Below are 19,490 nucleotides of genomic sequence, written 5' to 3'. Positions count from 1 at the left end.
TGTCGCTATAACTTGCAAAGCAAGTAGCGAAATCACATTTTATACTAAATCTTCCAGATATCTCTGTTATAGTCAGCAATTGTTCTATCTGAACTGAAGAACCCAGCTTTTGCAATATTTACTAAAGCCATAGACATCCATTCTTTACGGTTTTCATAATCTTTGATCATTTGATCTTTGACTTGTGCATACTCTACAAGATCTATCAAAGTCATAAACCAGTCTTTATTAAGTAACTCGTTATACAACTCTTTTAAGTTAGATTTCTTACCAAGCTTAACAAGTTTTTTAGAAACTATAAAATCTACGATCGACTTGATCGCAGGCTGCTTGTAATAATCTTTGGAAATATAACCACTAGTCTTGTATAGATCTATGATAGTGTCACTATCCTTACCAAAAGTATAGATATTATCCTGTCCAACTAGCTCAGCAATCTCAACGTTAGCACCATCCATAGTTCCTAATGTGATAGCACCATTTAGCATAAACTTCATGTTACCTGTACCACTAGCTTCTTTTGATGCTAGAGATATTTGCTCAGAGATATCAGCAGCTGGAATTAACTTCTCAGCAACACTTACATTATAGTTCTCTACAAACAATACTCTCATGTACTTATTCACATCAGAATCATTATTGATAAGCTCTTGTAAGCATAAGATTAGATGAATAATATCCTTAGCTATAATATAAGCTGGAGCTGCCTTACCACCGAAAATAAAGTTAACAGCTCTTGCAGGCTTAAGCTTACCTGATTTAATCTGTAAATATCTATGGATTATATACAAAGCATTCATTTGTTGACGCTTATATTCATGGATACGCTTGATTTGTACATCAAATATTCCATCTCTGATAAGCTCCACACCATAATGCTCTTTTGCAAATTTAATAAATTGTGCTTTTTTAACCATTTTGATATCTTCAAGAGCTTTTAAAGTATCATCATTATCAAACTTCAGAAGTTTTTCTAAATCAGTAGCTTTAGTTTTAAAACTATCACCAATAACACTTTCTAAGTATTTTGTTAACTCAGGGTTAGATTGTAATAACCATCTTCTGAATGTTATACCATTAGTTTTATTATTAAATTTCTTCGGATAAATATCGTTAAAGTGCTTCAATTCATCATTTTTAAGAATCTCTGTATGAAGAGCTGCCACACCATTCACACTAAAACTATAATGAATACTCATATGAGCCATATGTACAATACTTTGATCATCAATGATAGATAATTTCTCATCGATATGCTCTAGCTTAACTTTAGCATCTAAATATCTAATAATATCGATTAACTCTTGAGTTAGTACTTTTTTAAGATATCTTAGAGGCCATTTCTCTAGCGCTTCAGCCAAGATAGTATGGTTAGTATACGCTACTGTTTTCTTAACTATCTCAATAGCTGCATCTATAGATAGCCCTCTAGTCATAAGCTGACGTACAAGCTCAGGAATCACTAAAGTTGGATGAGTATCATTAATTTGAATAGTTGCATGTTCATGAAGCTTCTCAATTGAGTAGCCTTTAGCATCCATATCAGCAAAAACTAAATGCACCGCATTACTTACCATGAAATACTGTTGGAAAATTCTTAATAAATGTCCTGCTTCATCGCTATCATCTGGATATAAGAAAAGCGTAACATTCTTTTCGATAGCTGTTTTATCAAAAGATATACCTTTTTTAACGATGCTAGAGTCAACGCTCTCAGCATCAAACAAGCATAGTTTATTAACAAAATTATTTTGATAACCAACCATCTCAATATCATACATCTGAGATTGTATACTAAAACCATTGAAATCAATCTTATAGGCAGCCTTTCTCTTATTAAGCCAGCCTTTATCCTCTACCCATGGATTAGGTGTTTCTTTTTGTAGATTCTTTTTGAATTTTTGCTTAAACAAACCATAATGATAGTTCAAACTAACACCTGTTGCAGGAATAGCTAATGATGCTATTGAATCTAAAAAGCACGCTGCTAATCTACCTAAACCACCATTACCTAGAGATGGTTCTGGCTCGCACTCTTCGATCAAAGCTATATCTTTACCATTAGCCTCAAATAGCTCTTTAACATCATTATAAATTCCAAAATTTATAAGATTATTTGCTAGCATTCTACCGATCAAAAATTCACTAGATATATAATATATTTTCTTTTTAAAATCAGGCGTTGGTAGTTTTTCTGTTTGCTCTTTAACATAAGATAATAGTGCATAATATAGATCTTGATCACTTGCTTTAGCTATATCACATCCTAAAGCATCTTGTAAAAAAAGCTTGACTTGATTTTTGTTGTCCATTTTTTTTAGAAACCTTTGATAATAATTTATTGATAAAAAGTAATTACATTAAAAATCATAATACCATTTAAGTATTTTTTTTGGTAAAAAAATATTGATTTTTTGAACTTTTTTGAAAGTCTATTAAACTAATTGAGAATAAATTTGATGTATTTTATCAGCAGCTGCATTCCAATCTACTTTTTGTTGCATTGCAGTTTTTCTTACCTTCTTCCAGTCTGCTTTACGATTATATAATGCGAATGCTCGGCGAATTGCTAAAGTGAGCGACTCCACACTGAACTCATCAAAAACAAACCCCGTAGCCATACCATCTGCCAAATTTTCCAATGAAGAATCTGTAACAGTATCTGCTAGACCACCAACTTTGTGTACTAGAGGCAAAGTTCCATAAGTCAGACCATATAGTTGTGTCAATCCACAAGGCTCAAAACGTGATGGTACCATTATCACATCAGAACCAGCAATTATACGATGCGCTTGGTTTTCATCATAGCCGATTTGTACAGCGATTGATTTAGGAGATTTCTTAGCCGCAGCTAAAAATGCTTCTTCTAAAGCTTTATCACCACTTCCCAATAAAACAACTTGACCACCTCTACTAGTGATTTCACCTATTGCTTCAATTAAAAGATTTAGGCCCTTTTGCTCAGTTAAGCGTGTTACAATTCCAAAAACTACTGCACCCTCTTTTTTCGCAAGTCCAGTCATTTTTTGTAGAGCTGCCTTACATTTTGCTTTACCAACATTAGCTGTAGTAATCGAGTAGTTAGCCTCTATAAGAGTATCTTTTTTAGGATTCCATACTTGAGGATCCACACCATTAAGTACTCCATATAGATCATTATGACGATCTGCGAGTAGCCCTTCTAATCCACATCCCTGCTCATAAGACTGAATCTCTTTAGCATATGTAGGACTTACAGTGGTGATCTTATCAGCGAAATATAGACCTGCCTTCATAAAAGATACTTGACCATAGAACTCTAAACCATTCATACTCAAGAATATACCTGGTAAATCTAATTCCGCAAAAACACTCATTGGGAAAAGACCTTGATAAGCAAGGTTATGCACAGTAAATACCGTTTTTACAGCTTTTTTGCCAGATGCTAGTTCACTTGCTTTAATATAAGCTGGTACTAATCCAGCATGCCAATCATGACTATGAACAACTTCTGGCTTCCACTTAGTATCCAAGCCTTCAGAAATTCTTGCTGCTACCCAACCTAATAAAGCAAATCTAAGATAATTATCTGCATAAGCTTGATTACTACTATCTGCGTATGGATTACCCGGACGAGCAAATAAACTAGGAGCATCTATTACATATATGTCGATTTTAGTATTAGGAATCTTAGCTAAAAATATGTTTATCTCTTCTGCACCAAAACGAGAAGGGATATTAATCAAAAGCTGCTTATCCTTAATAGCATTCATAAATGCCGGAAACCCTGGAACCAAAACCCTACTATCAACCCCAAAACTAGCTAATGCAGGTGGCAAAGCAGCTGTAACATCTGCAAGACCCCCTGTTTTTAGAATTGGATACAATTCACTACATACATGTAAAACGCGCATAAACTTCTCTTACTTTTCTTTTAGTTCATCTATCATCTTTTTAGTTACTAGTACCACACCCTTGTCGGTTCTAAAAAAGTTTTTAGCATCCTCTTTAGGATTTTCTCCAATCACCATACCAGCTGGGATATCACAACCTTTATCAATCACAACTTTTTTCAGACGGCAATTTTCACCTACTACTACCTCAGGCATTATCACGCACTGATCAATCTCACAACCTGCTGAGACTCTAACTTTCGAGAACATCAATGATTTAGAGATTTGCGAACCAAGCACTATACAACCACCTGAAGCAAGAGTATTTGTAATCACACCATGATTACCCTTTCTATCTGGCACAAACTTAGCCGGAGGAAGCTGCTCTTGAGCTGTCCACACAGGCCAGTCTTTATCGTAGATATTCAACTCAGGCATATTAGCTGCTAAATCAAGGTTAGCTTCCCAGAATGCATCTATAGTACCAACATCTCTCCAATATGGTTCAACACCCTCTCCTCTAGGAACACATGACATACTAAATGGGTGTGCTAAAGCTTGTTTTTCACTAACCACTCTTGGAATTATATCTTTACCAAAGTCATGGCTTGATTCTTTATTTGCAATATCTTCCTCAAGTAAATCATACAAATAATCAGAATTGAATATATATATACCCATACTTGCATAACATCTGTCAGATGTGCCAGGAATTGTTGGTGCATTATCTTTAGGCTTTTCGACGAAGCTTGTAATTTTACGATCTTCATCAATACCCATAATACCAAATGCAAATGCTTCTTCTTCAGCAATTTCAACACACCCTACAGTACACTTATAACCGCTTTGGGCATGATCTCTTAGCATTACTGAGTAGTCCATCTTATATATATGATCGCCAGCTAGAACTATGACATACTCAGGTCCATAAGAACGTAAAATATCAATATTTTGGTACACAGCATCAGCAGTACCGCGATACCAACTCTCTTCATCAACCCTTTGCTGTGCTGGTAGCAAATCTATAAACTCATTTAGCTCACCACGTAAGAAGCCCCAACCACGTTGGATATGACGAAGTAAAGAGTGTGACTTATATTGTGTAACTACACCTATTCTTCTGATACCAGAATTTAAGCAGTTTGATAAGGCAAAATCTACAATTCTAAACTTACCACCAAAATAAACAGCCGGCTTCGCTCTAGTGTCTGTTAGATTATATAAACGAGAACCACGCCCGCCTGCTAGCACTAATGCCATAGCCTTTTTATACAACTGATGCGATGAATTAGGATTATTCATAACAATTAACTCCTTGTGTTTATAATAGCAATTAAATCAAGTAACTACTGTTGGCTTAACCATGCCTGTTAAAGATTTAATATTGGTTAAATCTCCAGCAACATTTATCAAAGTAGCTAAAGCCTGTTGTGTTGGTGTATCAAATTTTGAAGAGTTAGATTCATACTTTTCTAAATATACACGTAAAGTAGCCCCCTGTGTTCCTGTACCTGATAACCTAAACACAATTCGAGAACCATCTTCAAAAATAATTCTTATTCCCTGATGGTTAGAAACTGAACCATCTATAGGATCCGTATAGCTAAAATCATCTGCTTTAGCCACTTTCTCACCATTTAATTGAGTCCCTGTAAGACTAGATAATTTATCTCTTAAAGAACTCATGATAGAGTTAGCAATCACAGTTTCTATAGCTTCATAATCATGTCTTGAATAGAAGTTACGACCAAATTTTTGCCAATGTTCCTCAACCAACTGATCAACATGTTTGCCTGTTGCAGCAACTAAATTCAACCAGAACAATACTGCCCAAACTCCATCTTTCTCACGAATGTGATCTGAACCTGTTCCATAACTCTCTTCACCACATAGTGTAATTTTCTGAGCATCTAATAAATTCCCAAAGAATTTCCATCCTGTTGGAGTCTCAAAACAAGGGAGACCTAATGACTCTGCCACCCTGTCAACTGCAGTTGATGTAGGCATTGATCTAGCAACACCTTTAATTCCTTTTGAATACGCTGGTATAAGATGCGCATTTGCAGCCATAATTGCTAGACTATCTGAAGGTGATACATCTATTTGTTTGCCTACAATCATATTTCTATCAGCATCACCATCTGAAGCTGCACCGAAATCATACTTACCACTACGCATATGCTTAACTAAGTCTTCAGCATTTACAGGATTTGGATCCGGATGAAAACCTCCAAAATCCTCAAGTGGTTCAGCATTGACAACTGTACCAGCTGGAGCTTGCAAAAGAGTTTCAAAAATATACTTTGCATAAGGACCAGATACTGCACTCATAGAGTCAAAACGCACCTTAAAACCATTTGCAAATAGTTCACGAATTTTATCGAAATCAAATATTTGTTGCATTAATTCAGCATAATCAGTTACTGAGTTAATAACCTCAACGGTTGTATTTTCAATTTTGTATGTGCCTATCTTGTTTAAATTAACACTATCTTTAGGTGCATCACTTATCAAGTATTGGTCAATCTTTTTAGTTTCTGAAAAAATTCTATCTGTAATTTTCTCAGGTGCTGGACCACCATTAGAAACATTATATTTGATACCAAAGTCTCCTTTTGGACCACCTGGATTATGACTAGCCGATAAAACAATACCGCCAAAAGCTTGATACTTTCTAATAACACAACTAACAGCTGGCGTAGAAAAGATACCATTTTGACCAACTATAATTTTACCAAACCCATTAGCTGCAGCCATTCTAACAATAATTTGTACAGCTACATCATTATAGTACCTACCATCGCCACCAACAACTAGAGTCTTACCTCCTATATCATTCAAAGAATTAAATATAGATTGTACAAAATTCTCTAAATATCCTGCTTGCTGAAAAGCAGTGACTTTGTTACGCAGACCTGATGTTCCTGGTTTTTGATTTTCAAAAGGTTTGGTTAATACTCTTTGAATTGCCATTTTTCTACCCTAGTATTATGTTAACAGAATAAACACACTAATTTGGCGAACTACCTAGTCACCTTAATAGAGCATAGGTGAAAGCCCATATATTTCATCTTATCACTATCTCTATGAATTTAAAATAACCAATATCTGTATTGCTGGTAAAACTATTTTTTAAATTAATTATTCAGTTTACTAAGCTTATATAAACGATTAAGATTGTAATTATAGAGATTTTTAGTACTTATTAGCGTCTACGCTGAAAAACACACTGATTCTATACTTTTGACTAGGAGCTTTTATGAAAAACGTAAATTCAAAACAAAATAAACATTCCACTATTGGCGAGCAAGATATACATTACTTCCATGAAGGCAAGCACATATATGCATATGAATTTATGGGTGCTCATGCAGCCTGCGAAGGTGGTATTGATGGTATTAGATTTACAACCTGGGCTCCAAATGCAAAAAGTATTTGTGTCATAGGTGACTTTAGTCACTGGGAGATTCAAAGCAAAAATCAAATGAAACTCATTAGTAATTCAGGATTATGGAGTGTATTCATAGCTGGTGCCAAAAATGGACAAAAATATAAACTTGTTGTAACAAATAAAGATACTAATCATTACGTTTATAAAAGTGACCCTTATGCTTTTTTCTCAGAATTAAGACCGAATACAGCATCCATAATAAATACTCAGATGGAATATAAATGGCATGATGATAAATGGCTAAAAAAACGTGCTACTGCTGACTATTACAATAGTCCAATGAATATATATGAACTACATCTTGCTTCTTGGAAAACCAAAGATGGCGAATTTATGAGTTATGAAGAGATAGCCCAGATACTGCCTGAGTATATCAAAGATATGGGATACACACATGTAGAGTTTATGCCGTTACATGAACATCCACTAGATGCTTCGTGGGGTTATCAACCAACAGGTTTTTACTCAGTGAATAGTCGTCATGGCGATTTAGTCGGTTTGAAGCACCTAGTTGATAAACTTCATACACATGATATAGGTGTAATTTTAGATTGGGTACCAGGACACTTCTGCAAAGATCAACATGGATTAATCAGCTTTGATGGTAGTGCATGTTATGAATACCAAGAGCCTACCAAAGCTGTTAACGAGGGTTGGGGAACAAATAATTTTGATCTGGGTAGAAATGAAGTAAAATGTTTCTTGATTTCAAATGCAATGTATTGGATCAATGAGTTTCATATAGACGGACTTCGTGTAGATGCAGTATCAAATATCTTATATCTTAACTATGATAGAGAAGATGGACAGTGGATACCCAACATTCATGGTGGACATGAGAATTTGGAAGGTATTGCTTTCTTAAGAGAACTCAATGGCGTCCTAAAGCATACCTGCAAAGGAGTGATCACAATTGCTGAAGAATCATCATCTTGGCCAAATATCTCCACACCTGTTGAACAAGGTGGTTTAGGATTTGATTTTAAATGGAACATGGGTTGGATGAACGATACACTACGCTATATTTCATTAGACCCTGTCTATCGCAAATATCATCACAACTTAATTACTTTCTCTATGGTATACCACTATTCAGAGAAATTTATCTTATCTATTTCACATGATGAGGTAGTTCACGGCAAAAAATCTCTCATAAACAAAATGTGGGGAGACTTATGGAATAAATATGCTGGCCTACGACTATATATGTCATATATGATTGGTCACCCTGGTAAGAAACTTATTTTTATGGGAAGTGAATTTGGACAGTTTGTTGAATGGCGAGAATATGAGCAATTACAGTGGCAGGTTGTTGATGAATATCACACACATAAAGAAACACTACATTTCTTCAAAAAATTAAATGACTTCTATAAAGCTGAGACTGCATTGTGGGAGTGTGATTACGATCACCAAGGCTTCCAATGGATAGATGCCAACAACTCTGAACAGAGTATCTTATCTTTTGTCCGAGCTAGTAAAGATAACCAAGAAAAGCTAATATTTGTTTGTAACTTTACTCCTGTAACTTATTACGACTACAACATAGGTGTTCCTGATGCAGGATCATATATTGAGACTTTTAATTCTGACAGCCTTGAGTTTGGAGGTTCAGGCCAAGTTATTTCAGATGAAATACTATCAGTTCCAGAAGCACAGCATGGCTTTGACCAAAAGATTGCCATAAAAATCCCGCCTATGGCCACCCTTGTTCTCAAACTCAAAAAATAAGGCTATAATAGCTTAACTAATTTTTTTAAAAAATATATAAATTATTAAGCAAAAGTTGTAAATATGCAGTCATTAAATAATATATGGATAGAAAAAGACAGCATCTTCGAAAAGTTCGATGCTGAATACTCTCTAGACCAAGACCCAGATACAAACAGTATTAGATTTAGAATAAATGCACATGGCTTCTCATACGGTTATGTTACAGGGCAATTTAATCAATGGAAAAAAGAAGATAGATATAGGCTAATATGGGAAGCTGACCCTGATGATGGTAGCTTATGGCTGACAAAAAATATTCTTAAGATCTCTGGGCTTATCAATGGCTCAAATCAATATACTTTTATTTTGATAGATCTAGAGGGCAATGAAAGAAGACTTTCTGAAAGCAATAGAGTTTTTGAACCACTGACTTTCAACTGGCTTGTAAATCCTCAGATACTTTCAATAAAAGCATCAGAAGATTACATAGTTCCTGGATATAAAGTTGACCTGATAGCGATAACAGAGTCTTTAACAAAAAAAAGAAGTATTGTTGATGTTACATGGCGAGTAGAGCCAAAATCAAAGCTTATTGAAGTCAAAGATAATAAATTGAGTGTTGACCCTTCTGTAACAGATATAAGTGAAGTCAAAGTATATTGTAGTAGCAAAAACAATCCTAACCATAAAGCAGAAAGAATTTTTAGAGTAGCTAGGGAACCTCGTAAAGGTCAACTTATTCACTTTATAAAAAAAGATGAACAATATCTAGGGCAGGACTTTAGCTGGGATTTATGGACATATGATGAAAAAGGAAAAACACGCCCAAAATCACTTTCTAAAAAGAGCGACTTTGGACTATATGCTGATTGTGTAAATAAAAACATAATAGCACGCAAAAGAACATGGAGCACTTACTGGCAGAACGATTGGGCTGAACAAACAAGCTCATTCAAAATAGATGAAGATCATGATAACTATTATATAGTTTATGGAGATCATGATATTTATACTTCTCTAAGTGATGTTGTCAACAGAACTAATGCCAGAATAAATTATGCTGTACTTGATGAGCCAAATAAAATAGAGGCTTATTTATCAGATACTCCTCTGATAGGTACTATATTTGAACTATGGATAAATTCGAAAAAAGTTACAAACGCTGTAAATATCGTTAAGTATAAGTCTAAAAAAGTTATATTTACCAATTTGCCTTCTGAGCTTAAGCCAAGCGATTTAATAGAAATACGTGCAAATAATACCTTTATGCCAACGAAAGTATTATTCGGTAACTTTTTGGATAAATACTACTATCCAAATGATGATATGGGTGTTGTCTTCTCTAATGACACAGTATCATTTAGGATATGGGCTCCGACAGCAAAACACGTTGAGCTTTTGATATATCATGAAGATGATAATGACAAACACGAGATGCCTGATGATGCATTTAATTTAATTCCAGAATTAGAATATGGTACACATAGTGCCTGTATACCTAGAGATCTCTGTGAAAACAAATTCTATATATATCGACTTTACTTTGATGATATAGACTATCGTGGTAATAAGTATACAAAAATAACTTATGCTATAGATCCTTATGCAGTTGGACTTGGTGCCAATGGTAGAAAAGGATTCATACTAGACCTTAACTCAGATGAGCTATCTCCTGAAAGCTGGAAAAACAGCTACTTCCATACACCTCAAAACCCTCAGGATGCTGTTATCTATGAATTACATGTTAGAGATTTCTGTATCGGCTCCGATAGTGGAATACCAGAGAACATTAAAGGCAAGTTTTTAGGTACAGTATATGAAGGATCTGAAATAACTACTCCAAATAGTGAACTATCCGTTTCAACGGGTATAGATAGTCTTCATGAACTTGGTGTCACTCATGTACATCTATTACCCATATTTGATTTTTCATCAGTTGATGAGTCAAATGCCAATATCAAAGATAATAGAAACTGGGGATATGATCCACAAAACTACAATGCTCCAGATGGAAGCTACTCTATTAATCCTTTTGATCCAACTCAAAGAATCAAAGGTGCTAGAGAAATGATTGCCGGATTCCATAACAAAGGTATTGGTGTCGTTATGGATATGGTATATAACCATATGACTGATACATCGAACTTTGACAATATTGTGCCAAAATATTATTTCAGGACTGATATCCAAGGCCACTTTACCAATGGTTCTGGGTGTGGTAATGAACTTGATACCGAAAAACCAATGGTGCGCAAGTTTATCAAAGACTCCGTTCTGCACTGGGTCAAAAACTATAAAGTCAATGGTCTAAGATTTGACTTAATGGAACTAATCGATTTGGATACTATCAAAGAAATTACTGAAGAAGTAAAACAAATAGATCCAGGTATTATAGTCTATGGAGAACCATGGAAAGCTGGTGACTCACCTCTAAGAAATGGTACATATAGGGGCACTCAAAGAAACCAAGACTTCTGTGTATTTAATGATACATTTAGGGATGCGATTAGAGGCAATAATAGTCCAGGTAATGGTTACATCAATGGAGATGCTCATAATCCAGCCAATATCGGCAAGGTTATGGAAGGTCTTAGAGGCTCTATACATGATCTAACTGCTAACCCTAAAGAGACTATCAACTATGTAGATGCTCACGATAACTATACACTTTGGGATCAAATTGAAAAAAGCCTGCAAAGGAACATTCAAGCTGGAGATTATCGAAAAAATATTCCCGAAAATATCTTTGAAAGTCGTAGAGTTCGCCAAAACGGTTTAGCCCTTGGTATTTTATTAACATCTCAAGGGGTACCATTCTTGCATGGTGGTTGTGAGTTTTTGAGAACAAAGCAAGGTGATCATAACAGTTATAAGAGTGGTGATGATATTAATGCTTTTCACTGGCAAGATAAATTACAATACAAGCCTTTTTTTGATTATGTAAAAGGACTTATAAAGATAAGAAAAGAACACCCTGCTTTTAGAATGACTAGCCCTGAGGATATTAGTAAACACCTAATTGTTTCAGCAGCATACCATGATCTTCATTCTGGAGTTATCGTATCTCATCTCAAGGATAATGCCAATGGAGATATGTGGAAAAATATAGTTGTAGTGTATAATGCGACAGCTATAGAAAATTACGATATCAATGATATTGTCCCTATTACCGAAACTAATGAGTGGCATGTTGTCGCAAATCATGAAAGAGCTGGTACGGAGACTATAGAAAAAACAACTAAAGGCAAGCTCCCTCCTCTTAGAGCATACTCAATGTTAATTATTCATAGCTAAGGAAATAAGATGTCTGATAATTTTAAAGCTCCTCTTAATACTGAGACTAAGTTTTTATTTTCTACTTCTGGTAGTAACTCATCTGTATCAAGACATAATACTGCTATACAGAAGCTAGGCTTAAACCTTTGTTATTTTACATTTTCTGGTGATATAACTGCTAAGACTTATACTGATGCTATTAGAGCACCCTTTGTCAATGGTGGTACAGTAACGGCTCACAATGGCCTAAAATCAAAAGTAATACCATTTTTAGATTACATAGAACCACTAGCTAAAGAGACTTTAGCAGTTAATACAATTATCAATAAAGATGGCAAACTTTATGGTTACAATACAGACTGTCATGGCTTAAAAACAGCTCTTAAAAAAGGTATAAAGGCATCAAACAAAACTATAAAAACCGCAGTAATATACGGTAATGGTGGCGTATCTGGTGTGGCTTTTAAGGTACTACAAGATTTAGGAATAAAAGTAACTATCGTCGGTAGAGATGCTGAGAAAGTAGCTCAAAAAAGAAAAGAACTAGGTATAGAAAACATCCCTCATTTTGAAGGCCCGTATGACCTAGTAGTAGATGCTACACCAATATCATCATCACCAGAGCTAGAGCAAAATACTCAATTTATAGATTTAGTTAAGAATGCAAAAATTGTATTTTGTCACGCTATGCCTGAAAAAGATAATAAGAAAAACTATCTATTTGAGTATTGTAACAAAAATGATATTTTCTATATATCTGGTGAGGATATGTATATTAACCAGCTCATTAAACAATATATGATCTACTTTGAGAATCTCAATCAAAAGAAAATCACTGAGGAAGATATAATAAAAGCTTGGAATTTATAATTCTGCTATTTAATATCTTTAATAATATCCAACCAATTAGAATAAAAAGTCTTTCTATCATTTTGCCATGAATAATCAATATTATTTTGGCTGTCATAGTAGTTATATGGCTTAGCTATATTATCGATAGTTGCTTTATCCCTTAAATACTCTGCTTCTAGAGTATCTTGAGTATACTCAAGATGATTAAACATATAGGTAATATCATACTTTTTATCAGCTAAACAATCTAAGCCATCTATTGCAGATGCTAGGATAACGTCTGTATATTCCAATACTTTCTGATCTGTAATTTTTGTTTGTCGAGATATACAAGCTTTAAGTTCACCATCTATACCTTTTAATAGTGGATGATCATGTTTAATAGGTTTATGTTCATATACACCAAATAACTTATTTTCTAGACATTGTTTATTTATATCATATAAATAATTTAGACCAGCCTGAGCAGCCCAGCAAACTAACATCACAGATAATTCATACTCAAGACTTTTTGAAATTATCTCACAAACTTCTGGATAGAAATCAACGCTCTCAAACTCTAATAACTCAACAGGAGCCCCTGTGATAATAATTCCATCTAAATCAGCAAAATCATAATCCTGCCAATTAGCATAATTTTCTTGTAAGTAACTCTCGCTAACTCTTGTACTAGGACGTACTAATGAATGAAAAAACACTAACTCAACAATTGTAGAGTTATTATGAGAAAGTACATCTGCCCAGTGCTTTTCAGTTTCTTTGACAGTTGGCATTAAATTTACAATAGCAACTTTTAATCTTTTGATACTAGAGCTATTTTTGATACTAATTTCAGTTTGATAATTAAGCTGTAAGTCTCTAAAAAACTCAAATGGCTTTTTTGCATTGATCGTCATACTGCACCTCCGAATAATCCAAAGCCTGCTTTAAGTCCTCTATTAGATCATTAGCATCTTCTAAGCCTATTGATAATCTTACCAAACCATCAGATACTCCTGATTGTATGCGCTCTTGTTCTGTTAACTGTGAATGTGTGGTTGAAGCTGGATGTATAATCAAGCTTCTAGCATCACCGATATTAGCACAGTGTGTGAATAGCTTTGTTTGCTCAACCAAATTCTTACCAGCCTCAAATCCTTCATTTAACTCTATGGTTAGCAATCCAGCGACACCTTTTGGAAAATATTTATTAGCCAAAAGATTATATGGGGAATTAACAAGACCAGCATAATTAACTTTTCTAATTTTTGGATGAGCATTTAAAAATTTTGCTACTTTTTCAGCATTTTTGATATGCCTGTCTAACCTTGCTCCCAATGTTTCAAGACCTTGTATAGCCAAAAAAGCAGTATGTGGACTAAGAGTGGCACCTATATCTCGCAAACCAACTGCAAGCCCCCTAACGGTAAAAGCCAACTTGCCAAAAGTTTCATGAAATGAAATATTATTATAGGATCTATCAGGTTTTGCTAATAAAGGAAATTTATCATTCGCTGACCAATCAAAAGTTCCTCCATCGACAACTGCACCACCTACTATAGAACCATTACCACTTAAATATTTTGTCAAAGAATAAGAGACAATATCTGCGCCATGTTCTAATGGATTTAATAAATAAGGTGTTGCAACAGTATTATCAACTATCAATGGAATACCAGCTTCATGAGCAATTTTTGCAAGTGCTTTGATATCGGCAATAACTCCGGAAGGATTAGATTGAGACTCTATAAATAGTGCTTTGGTGTTCTCTTGAATAGCATTTTTGACCTCATCTAATTTATTTATATCAACTAGAGTTGACTGCCACCCAAATTGCCTTGGAAATGTATGTGTCAGTTGTGTTACTGAACCACCATACAAATATTTAGAAGCAACTATATGATCTCCACTTTGAAGTAGATTTAAGAAAATCAAAAGTTGTGCTGCATGTCCTGATGAGCAGGCAAATCCTCCAGCAGCTCCATGAAGATTAGCTAACCTAGAAGCATACTCATCTACTGTTGGGTTAGTTAATCGTGAATATATACTACCGAACTCTTTTAATGCAAAAAGATTTGCAGCATGCTCTGTACTTTCAAATACAAAACTAGAAGTTTGATGTATAGGTGTTTGTACCGACCCGCTCTTTTCTGGTATAGAGCGATGTACGGCTAATGTTTCTAAAGAATATTTACTCATAGTTTTCTCCTACTTATAAAACTCTTTAGCTTGGGAGAAATCTGAGAGGGAAAGATGGAATAATCCAAAACACCTTTTAGCAGATTATTTTTCGTGTCCGCAAGCTGAGTTATCAAATCAACACGTTTATAAGACTATGCTTATAATTCATATGGAACAAAGTCCATATCTTTCAGCATATTACTTAGAATTATCTTTGTCAAATAATTATTTAACAAAATTTTGAAAAATTACTATCATTTATCTCTTGTGACAGGCCTAACACCTAATTCTGAAAGTATATAATCATATAATGCCCTATGCACTTGATAGGTTGGATGAACATGATCCCAAAACGCATAATCTTGGGGATTATCACACATACTACCAGCATATCCTGCATCTATAACACTTTGCATTGATGGCTGATCTAATAGATCATTCATTTTGACTTTAGAGTCTGTTTTGGCGTTAGCCTCTAGGCTATTATATGCATTATCAATATTAGATTTCTCAGATAAAAGATACCCTCCCAACCAACAAGAATCTTTGATATGATCCAAGCTTATAGTTGCATTATATTTTTTATTAAAGCTCTTAGTATTATTTACCATTTCCTCAAATACTATAGCAATATCTATAAACTTCATTTTATGTTTATCTGCATATTCTCTTAAAATTTTATTATGCTGTTTGTATATTTTTTTGAGAATTTTTTCATTGCTAAGTGATTTAGATTCTCCTGTGATACTTAGATCCGGTAGTCCAACAATAACTGTCTGTTTTGCTGATACTTTTTCAATAGCATTGAAAATACCATCGGTCACTTGTTTGACTGCTCCATCAATATCAGTCATCTCTGGATTAGTAGTTAAATAGTCATTACCTCCGACAAAAAATATTGCTAAATTGTCTTTTATATCATCATTAGTTTCTAAGTCTAGATACAAGTTGACCTGATTATCTAAAACGTATGGAGTACTATTATCAGCCCATTCAGGAAAAACTATAACCGAACTACCGCCTACCGCATAATTACTCACAGGGATATTATTTAAATAAAGTCTATTTGCAAACTGTTCTGACCATACCTCTCCATTAGAAAACATTCCTCTATAGTATGGTGTTGATTTTGGTAAGAGCTGTAATGAGTACTTATATAGGTTGCCTTTATCACTTAAGCTATCACCAAATATCATTATTCTTTTGACACCAAATAATAAACTATCGAATATATCTAGCTCTTGATGGCATGCAGAAACTGTAAAAGTTGGTGTTATTAAACTGCCACTTATCAATGTTTTGAGGTTCACTGAATAGTTAGTCCAGTAGTACTCATAACCATCATTGTCAAACTGATGATTTATTTCTATATTACCTTTTGGATCTTTGAATAAAGCTCTATTTGCACCCTTTTTACCAAAATAAAAAAAGCCATTTGATAACTCGTATTCTACAGAACCTGATGAATCTTTAGATTTGAAGCCAATATCATAATACGATGTTGTTGAATCCATGAAGTTGTCATTTGCTAGCTCTTTCGTTATATAGTATTGGTGTGGTTTTAGTGTCATTGTAAAAGTTGATTTGTTATTTTTATCTTTGATGGTAAATACAGCATCTGTACTACAGTTATTCTCGAGCATTAGTTTGGTATGAGCATATCCAAAAGTATAATTTATAGATAAAGAGGCTAATAAAAGAATACTAGATATTTTTAATAAAATGATACGCATCTAATAGTTTGAAAGGATTAGCATATAACGAAAATTATACACTAATGAGCATAAAAACTTTAGCTCTAAAAATACACCCACAAAAATATTAAAATTGTCATATCTGCAAAAGTATGAGTAATGATAGGAGCAAGTAGCCCTTTGACTTTATATCTCACCACACCCAAAGCACAAGCATAGATAAAAGTCATCGCAAAACCAGTTAATCCATTAGGGAACCCTCCGGCATAATGAAATCCCGCAAATAAAAATGCTTGTATGAATATTGCTACGGAAATACTAAAAACTTTAGTCAATTCAGTTTGGATAATTCCTCTAAAAATAACCTCTTCAACAGTTGCATTTAATAATGCTCCAACAGGTATTAGCATTAAAATTACAATAGTACTAAGCTTCGCAAGCTCTTGAGAAGTTGCCTCTCCAACTCCAGTTAGCTCACTTGTTAATATCCCCCAAACTATCAAGCTGATTGAAGCTACTACAGATACAAGCGCTACTGCTAACCAGATTTTAATATCTTTTATTTCTCCAAAATCAAATAGCCCAAAAATCTGCTTTTTGTATACTAGTGCAGATATTAATAGTGTGATTAATAATGTTGCAAGCATTGGATTTTGATAAAGAGGTATTATCAAATAAATTGGCAAGGTCGATAAAAATAAAAATAGATTTGAATTGAAAATCTTCTTATCAAAAATCACACTTGTCATAAGTGATATAGCTGCACATAGTACTGCAAGATTACTAAATAATTCACTCTGAAAATAAAAAGATAAAGTTATAAAAACTATATTTATTACAAATATAGTTTTGACTAGATTAAGATTTGTAGGCATGTATATATTTTTTTGATAAATCTACAAGTATTATAAAGAAATTTGTACTAATTCCAATGCGAGTTAATACAAACAACTAGTGATTTAGTATATAGCTTACGAAGTAAGCAACGAAAAACAAAGTTTCATGTTTTAGTTTAGATAAAATTTTTATTTAGGCTGCCAAACAATATCAAGCTCTTTAGCTGCTTTGACATCATCAAGACGACGCGCTGGTAGATTATAAGGAGCTCCTTTTAGATACTGATGATCTTTCTTAGCAATATCTCTGATTTCTACCATTGCTTCGATAAACTGCTCCATACTATCAACATTTTCAGTTTCAGTAGGTTCTATCAGTAGACATTCTGGTACCAATAGTGGGAAATACATAGTAGGAGCATGTACACCTCTATCTATCAAGCACTTAGCAAAATCAGTAGCTGTTACACCATAATTTTGGAACTCAGGCTTCAAAGTTACAATGAACTCATGAGAGGCTCTTCTCTCAGGATATGCTATCGTGAAGCCTTCTTGTTTTAAGCGAGCCATCATATAGTTAGCGTTTAGAGTAGCTATTTCAGAGGCCTCTGTTAGACCATTGCCACCAAGCATTGCTCCATAGATATATGCTCTAATTAACACACCAACATTACCATTAAATGCTGATAATCTACCGATAGTATTTGGTACATCTTTTTCTTCTAGCCATACAAATCTATCATCTTTTTTACCAACCATCGGTACAGGTAAAAACTCTTTCAGTTTATCATTAACAGCTACGGGACCAGCACCTGGACCACCACCACCATGAGGAGTAGCAAAAGTCTTATGAAGATTCATGTGTAAAACATCAAATCCCATATCACCAGGACGAGCTTTACCCATGATTGCGTTTAAGTTCGCACCATCATAGTACAGTAAGCCACCAGCTTCATGAACTTTCTTGGCGATCACAGCAATACTTCTCTCAAACACACCAACTGTAGATGGATTAGTCAACATAATACCAGCAGTCTTGGGCCCGAGTACTTTATCTAGGGCTTCGATATCAATATCACCACATTTTTTAGTTGGAATCTCGATAACCTTCAGACCACAAACTTTTGCAGTAGCTGGATTAGTACCATGAGCAGCATCAGGTACAATAATCTCATTACGTTCAAAATCCCCTCGCTTGTGATGATATGCTTTAATCATAGAAACACCAGCAAATTCTCCTTGCGCACCAGCCATAGGAGCTAATGATACACCTGTCATACCAGTTAGCTCTTTGATTAGGTCTTGTAAATCATACAAGCACTCAAGAGTACCTTGAACACTCTGGACACTTGCATAAGGATGCCTTTCTAAAAATCCTGCTAATGAAGCATACTTATGCGCCGCTCGCGGATTGTATTTCATAGTACAAGAACCTAACGGATAGAAGTTCGTATCTATACAAAAGTTCTTGCGTGATAGTTGTGTATAGTGCCTGACAACATCAAGCTCAGCTTGCTCTGGAAGTATTGGTTTTTTAGAACGAAGCATATTTGCAGGGATATTTGAAACATCTCCTTTTTTGCTAGGCATTACAGATGGCGAGTTTTTACCTCTAGTTTTTTCAAAAATAACCATT

Annotated in this window: 12 protein-coding genes and 1 riboswitch; of the genes, 3 read left to right on the top strand and 9 right to left on the bottom strand. The window is 34.5% G+C overall.

What is annotated here, in order from left to right:
* Positions 1-44 precede the first annotated feature (44 nt).
* From glgP to F3D59_RS02855, 4 genes are all read right to left on the bottom strand, one after another.
* Positions 45-2,312, bottom strand: coding sequence for a glycogen/starch/alpha-glucan family phosphorylase (gene glgP, locus F3D59_RS02870; protein ID WP_150463726.1), 2,268 nt, complete (start codon positions 2,310-2,312; stop codon positions 45-47).
* Between the two features lie 123 nt (positions 2,313-2,435).
* Positions 2,436-3,893 carry a glycogen synthase GlgA gene (gene glgA, locus F3D59_RS02865; protein WP_150463725.1) on the bottom strand — a complete coding sequence of 486 codons (1,458 nt, stop codon included), beginning with the start codon at positions 3,891-3,893 and terminating at the stop codon, positions 2,436-2,438.
* Between the two features lie 9 nt (positions 3,894-3,902).
* Positions 3,903-5,174 carry a glucose-1-phosphate adenylyltransferase gene (gene glgC / locus F3D59_RS02860; RefSeq protein WP_150463724.1) on the bottom strand — a complete coding sequence of 424 codons (1,272 nt, stop codon included), beginning with the start codon at positions 5,172-5,174 and terminating at the stop codon, positions 3,903-3,905.
* A 36-nt stretch (positions 5,175-5,210) separates the two neighbouring features.
* On the bottom strand, positions 5,211-6,845 hold the full coding sequence (locus tag F3D59_RS02855; protein ID WP_150463723.1) for an alpha-D-glucose phosphate-specific phosphoglucomutase: 1,635 nt from the start codon (positions 6,843-6,845) through the stop codon (positions 5,211-5,213).
* A gap of 286 nt (positions 6,846-7,131) precedes the next feature.
* Between F3D59_RS02855 and glgB the strand changes: the two genes are divergently transcribed.
* The 3 genes from glgB to F3D59_RS02840 all read left to right on the top strand — a co-directional run bounded on the left by glgB (position 7,132) and on the right by F3D59_RS02840 (position 13,182).
* On the top strand, positions 7,132-9,054 hold the full coding sequence (gene glgB / locus F3D59_RS02850; protein WP_150463722.1) for a 1,4-alpha-glucan branching protein GlgB: 1,923 nt from the start codon (positions 7,132-7,134) through the stop codon (positions 9,052-9,054).
* A gap of 63 nt (positions 9,055-9,117) precedes the next feature.
* Positions 9,118-12,330 (top strand): type I pullulanase, encoded by a 3,213-nt coding sequence (pulA, locus tag F3D59_RS02845; protein ID WP_150463721.1) that lies wholly within the window; start codon positions 9,118-9,120, stop codon positions 12,328-12,330.
* Between the two features lie 9 nt (positions 12,331-12,339).
* Positions 12,340-13,182: a shikimate dehydrogenase family protein gene (locus F3D59_RS02840; RefSeq protein WP_150463720.1), complete on the top strand. Its 843-nt coding sequence runs from the start codon at positions 12,340-12,342 to the stop codon at positions 13,180-13,182.
* A gap of 5 nt (positions 13,183-13,187) precedes the next feature.
* Here the strand turns inward: F3D59_RS02840 and F3D59_RS02835 are convergent, their stop codons facing one another.
* The 5 genes from F3D59_RS02835 to gcvPB form a co-directional block, all read right to left on the bottom strand.
* Entirely contained in the window at positions 13,188-14,060 is an 873-nt protein-coding gene (locus tag F3D59_RS02835) for a homoserine O-acetyltransferase/O-succinyltransferase family protein (RefSeq protein WP_150463719.1), read from the bottom strand.
* Complete coding sequence (locus F3D59_RS02830; protein ID WP_150463718.1) at positions 14,032-15,342, bottom strand: O-acetylhomoserine aminocarboxypropyltransferase/cysteine synthase family protein; 1,311 nt, start codon at positions 15,340-15,342, stop codon at positions 14,032-14,034. The genes F3D59_RS02835 and F3D59_RS02830 overlap by 29 nt, the downstream gene beginning before the upstream one ends.
* Positions 15,343-15,398: 56 nt before the next feature.
* Positions 15,399-15,476, bottom strand: a riboswitch (SAM riboswitch).
* 102 nt (positions 15,477-15,578) lie between these two features.
* The gene (locus F3D59_RS02825; RefSeq protein WP_150463717.1) at positions 15,579-17,057 is read right to left on the bottom strand and encodes an SGNH/GDSL hydrolase family protein; all 1,479 of its coding nucleotides are present in this window, start codon (positions 17,055-17,057) and stop codon (positions 15,579-15,581) included.
* Positions 17,058-17,122: 65 nt separating this feature from the next.
* Positions 17,123-17,893, bottom strand: a complete 771-nt coding sequence (locus tag F3D59_RS02820) for a CPBP family intramembrane glutamic endopeptidase (RefSeq protein ID WP_150463716.1) — start codon at positions 17,891-17,893, stop codon at positions 17,123-17,125.
* A gap of 150 nt (positions 17,894-18,043) precedes the next feature.
* Positions 18,044-19,489, bottom strand: coding sequence for an aminomethyl-transferring glycine dehydrogenase subunit GcvPB (gcvPB, locus tag F3D59_RS02815; protein ID WP_150463715.1), 1,446 nt, complete (start codon positions 19,487-19,489; stop codon positions 18,044-18,046).
* Position 19,490: the final 1 nt, after the last annotated feature.

The sequence above is a fragment of the Francisella sp. XLW-1 genome, assembly GCF_008711455.1.
GTDB classification, from domain to species: domain Bacteria; phylum Pseudomonadota; class Gammaproteobacteria; order Francisellales; family Francisellaceae; genus Francisella; species Francisella salimarina.
Note: the sequence above shows the minus strand (reverse complement) of the source record. Positions and strands in the feature narration are given on the sequence as shown.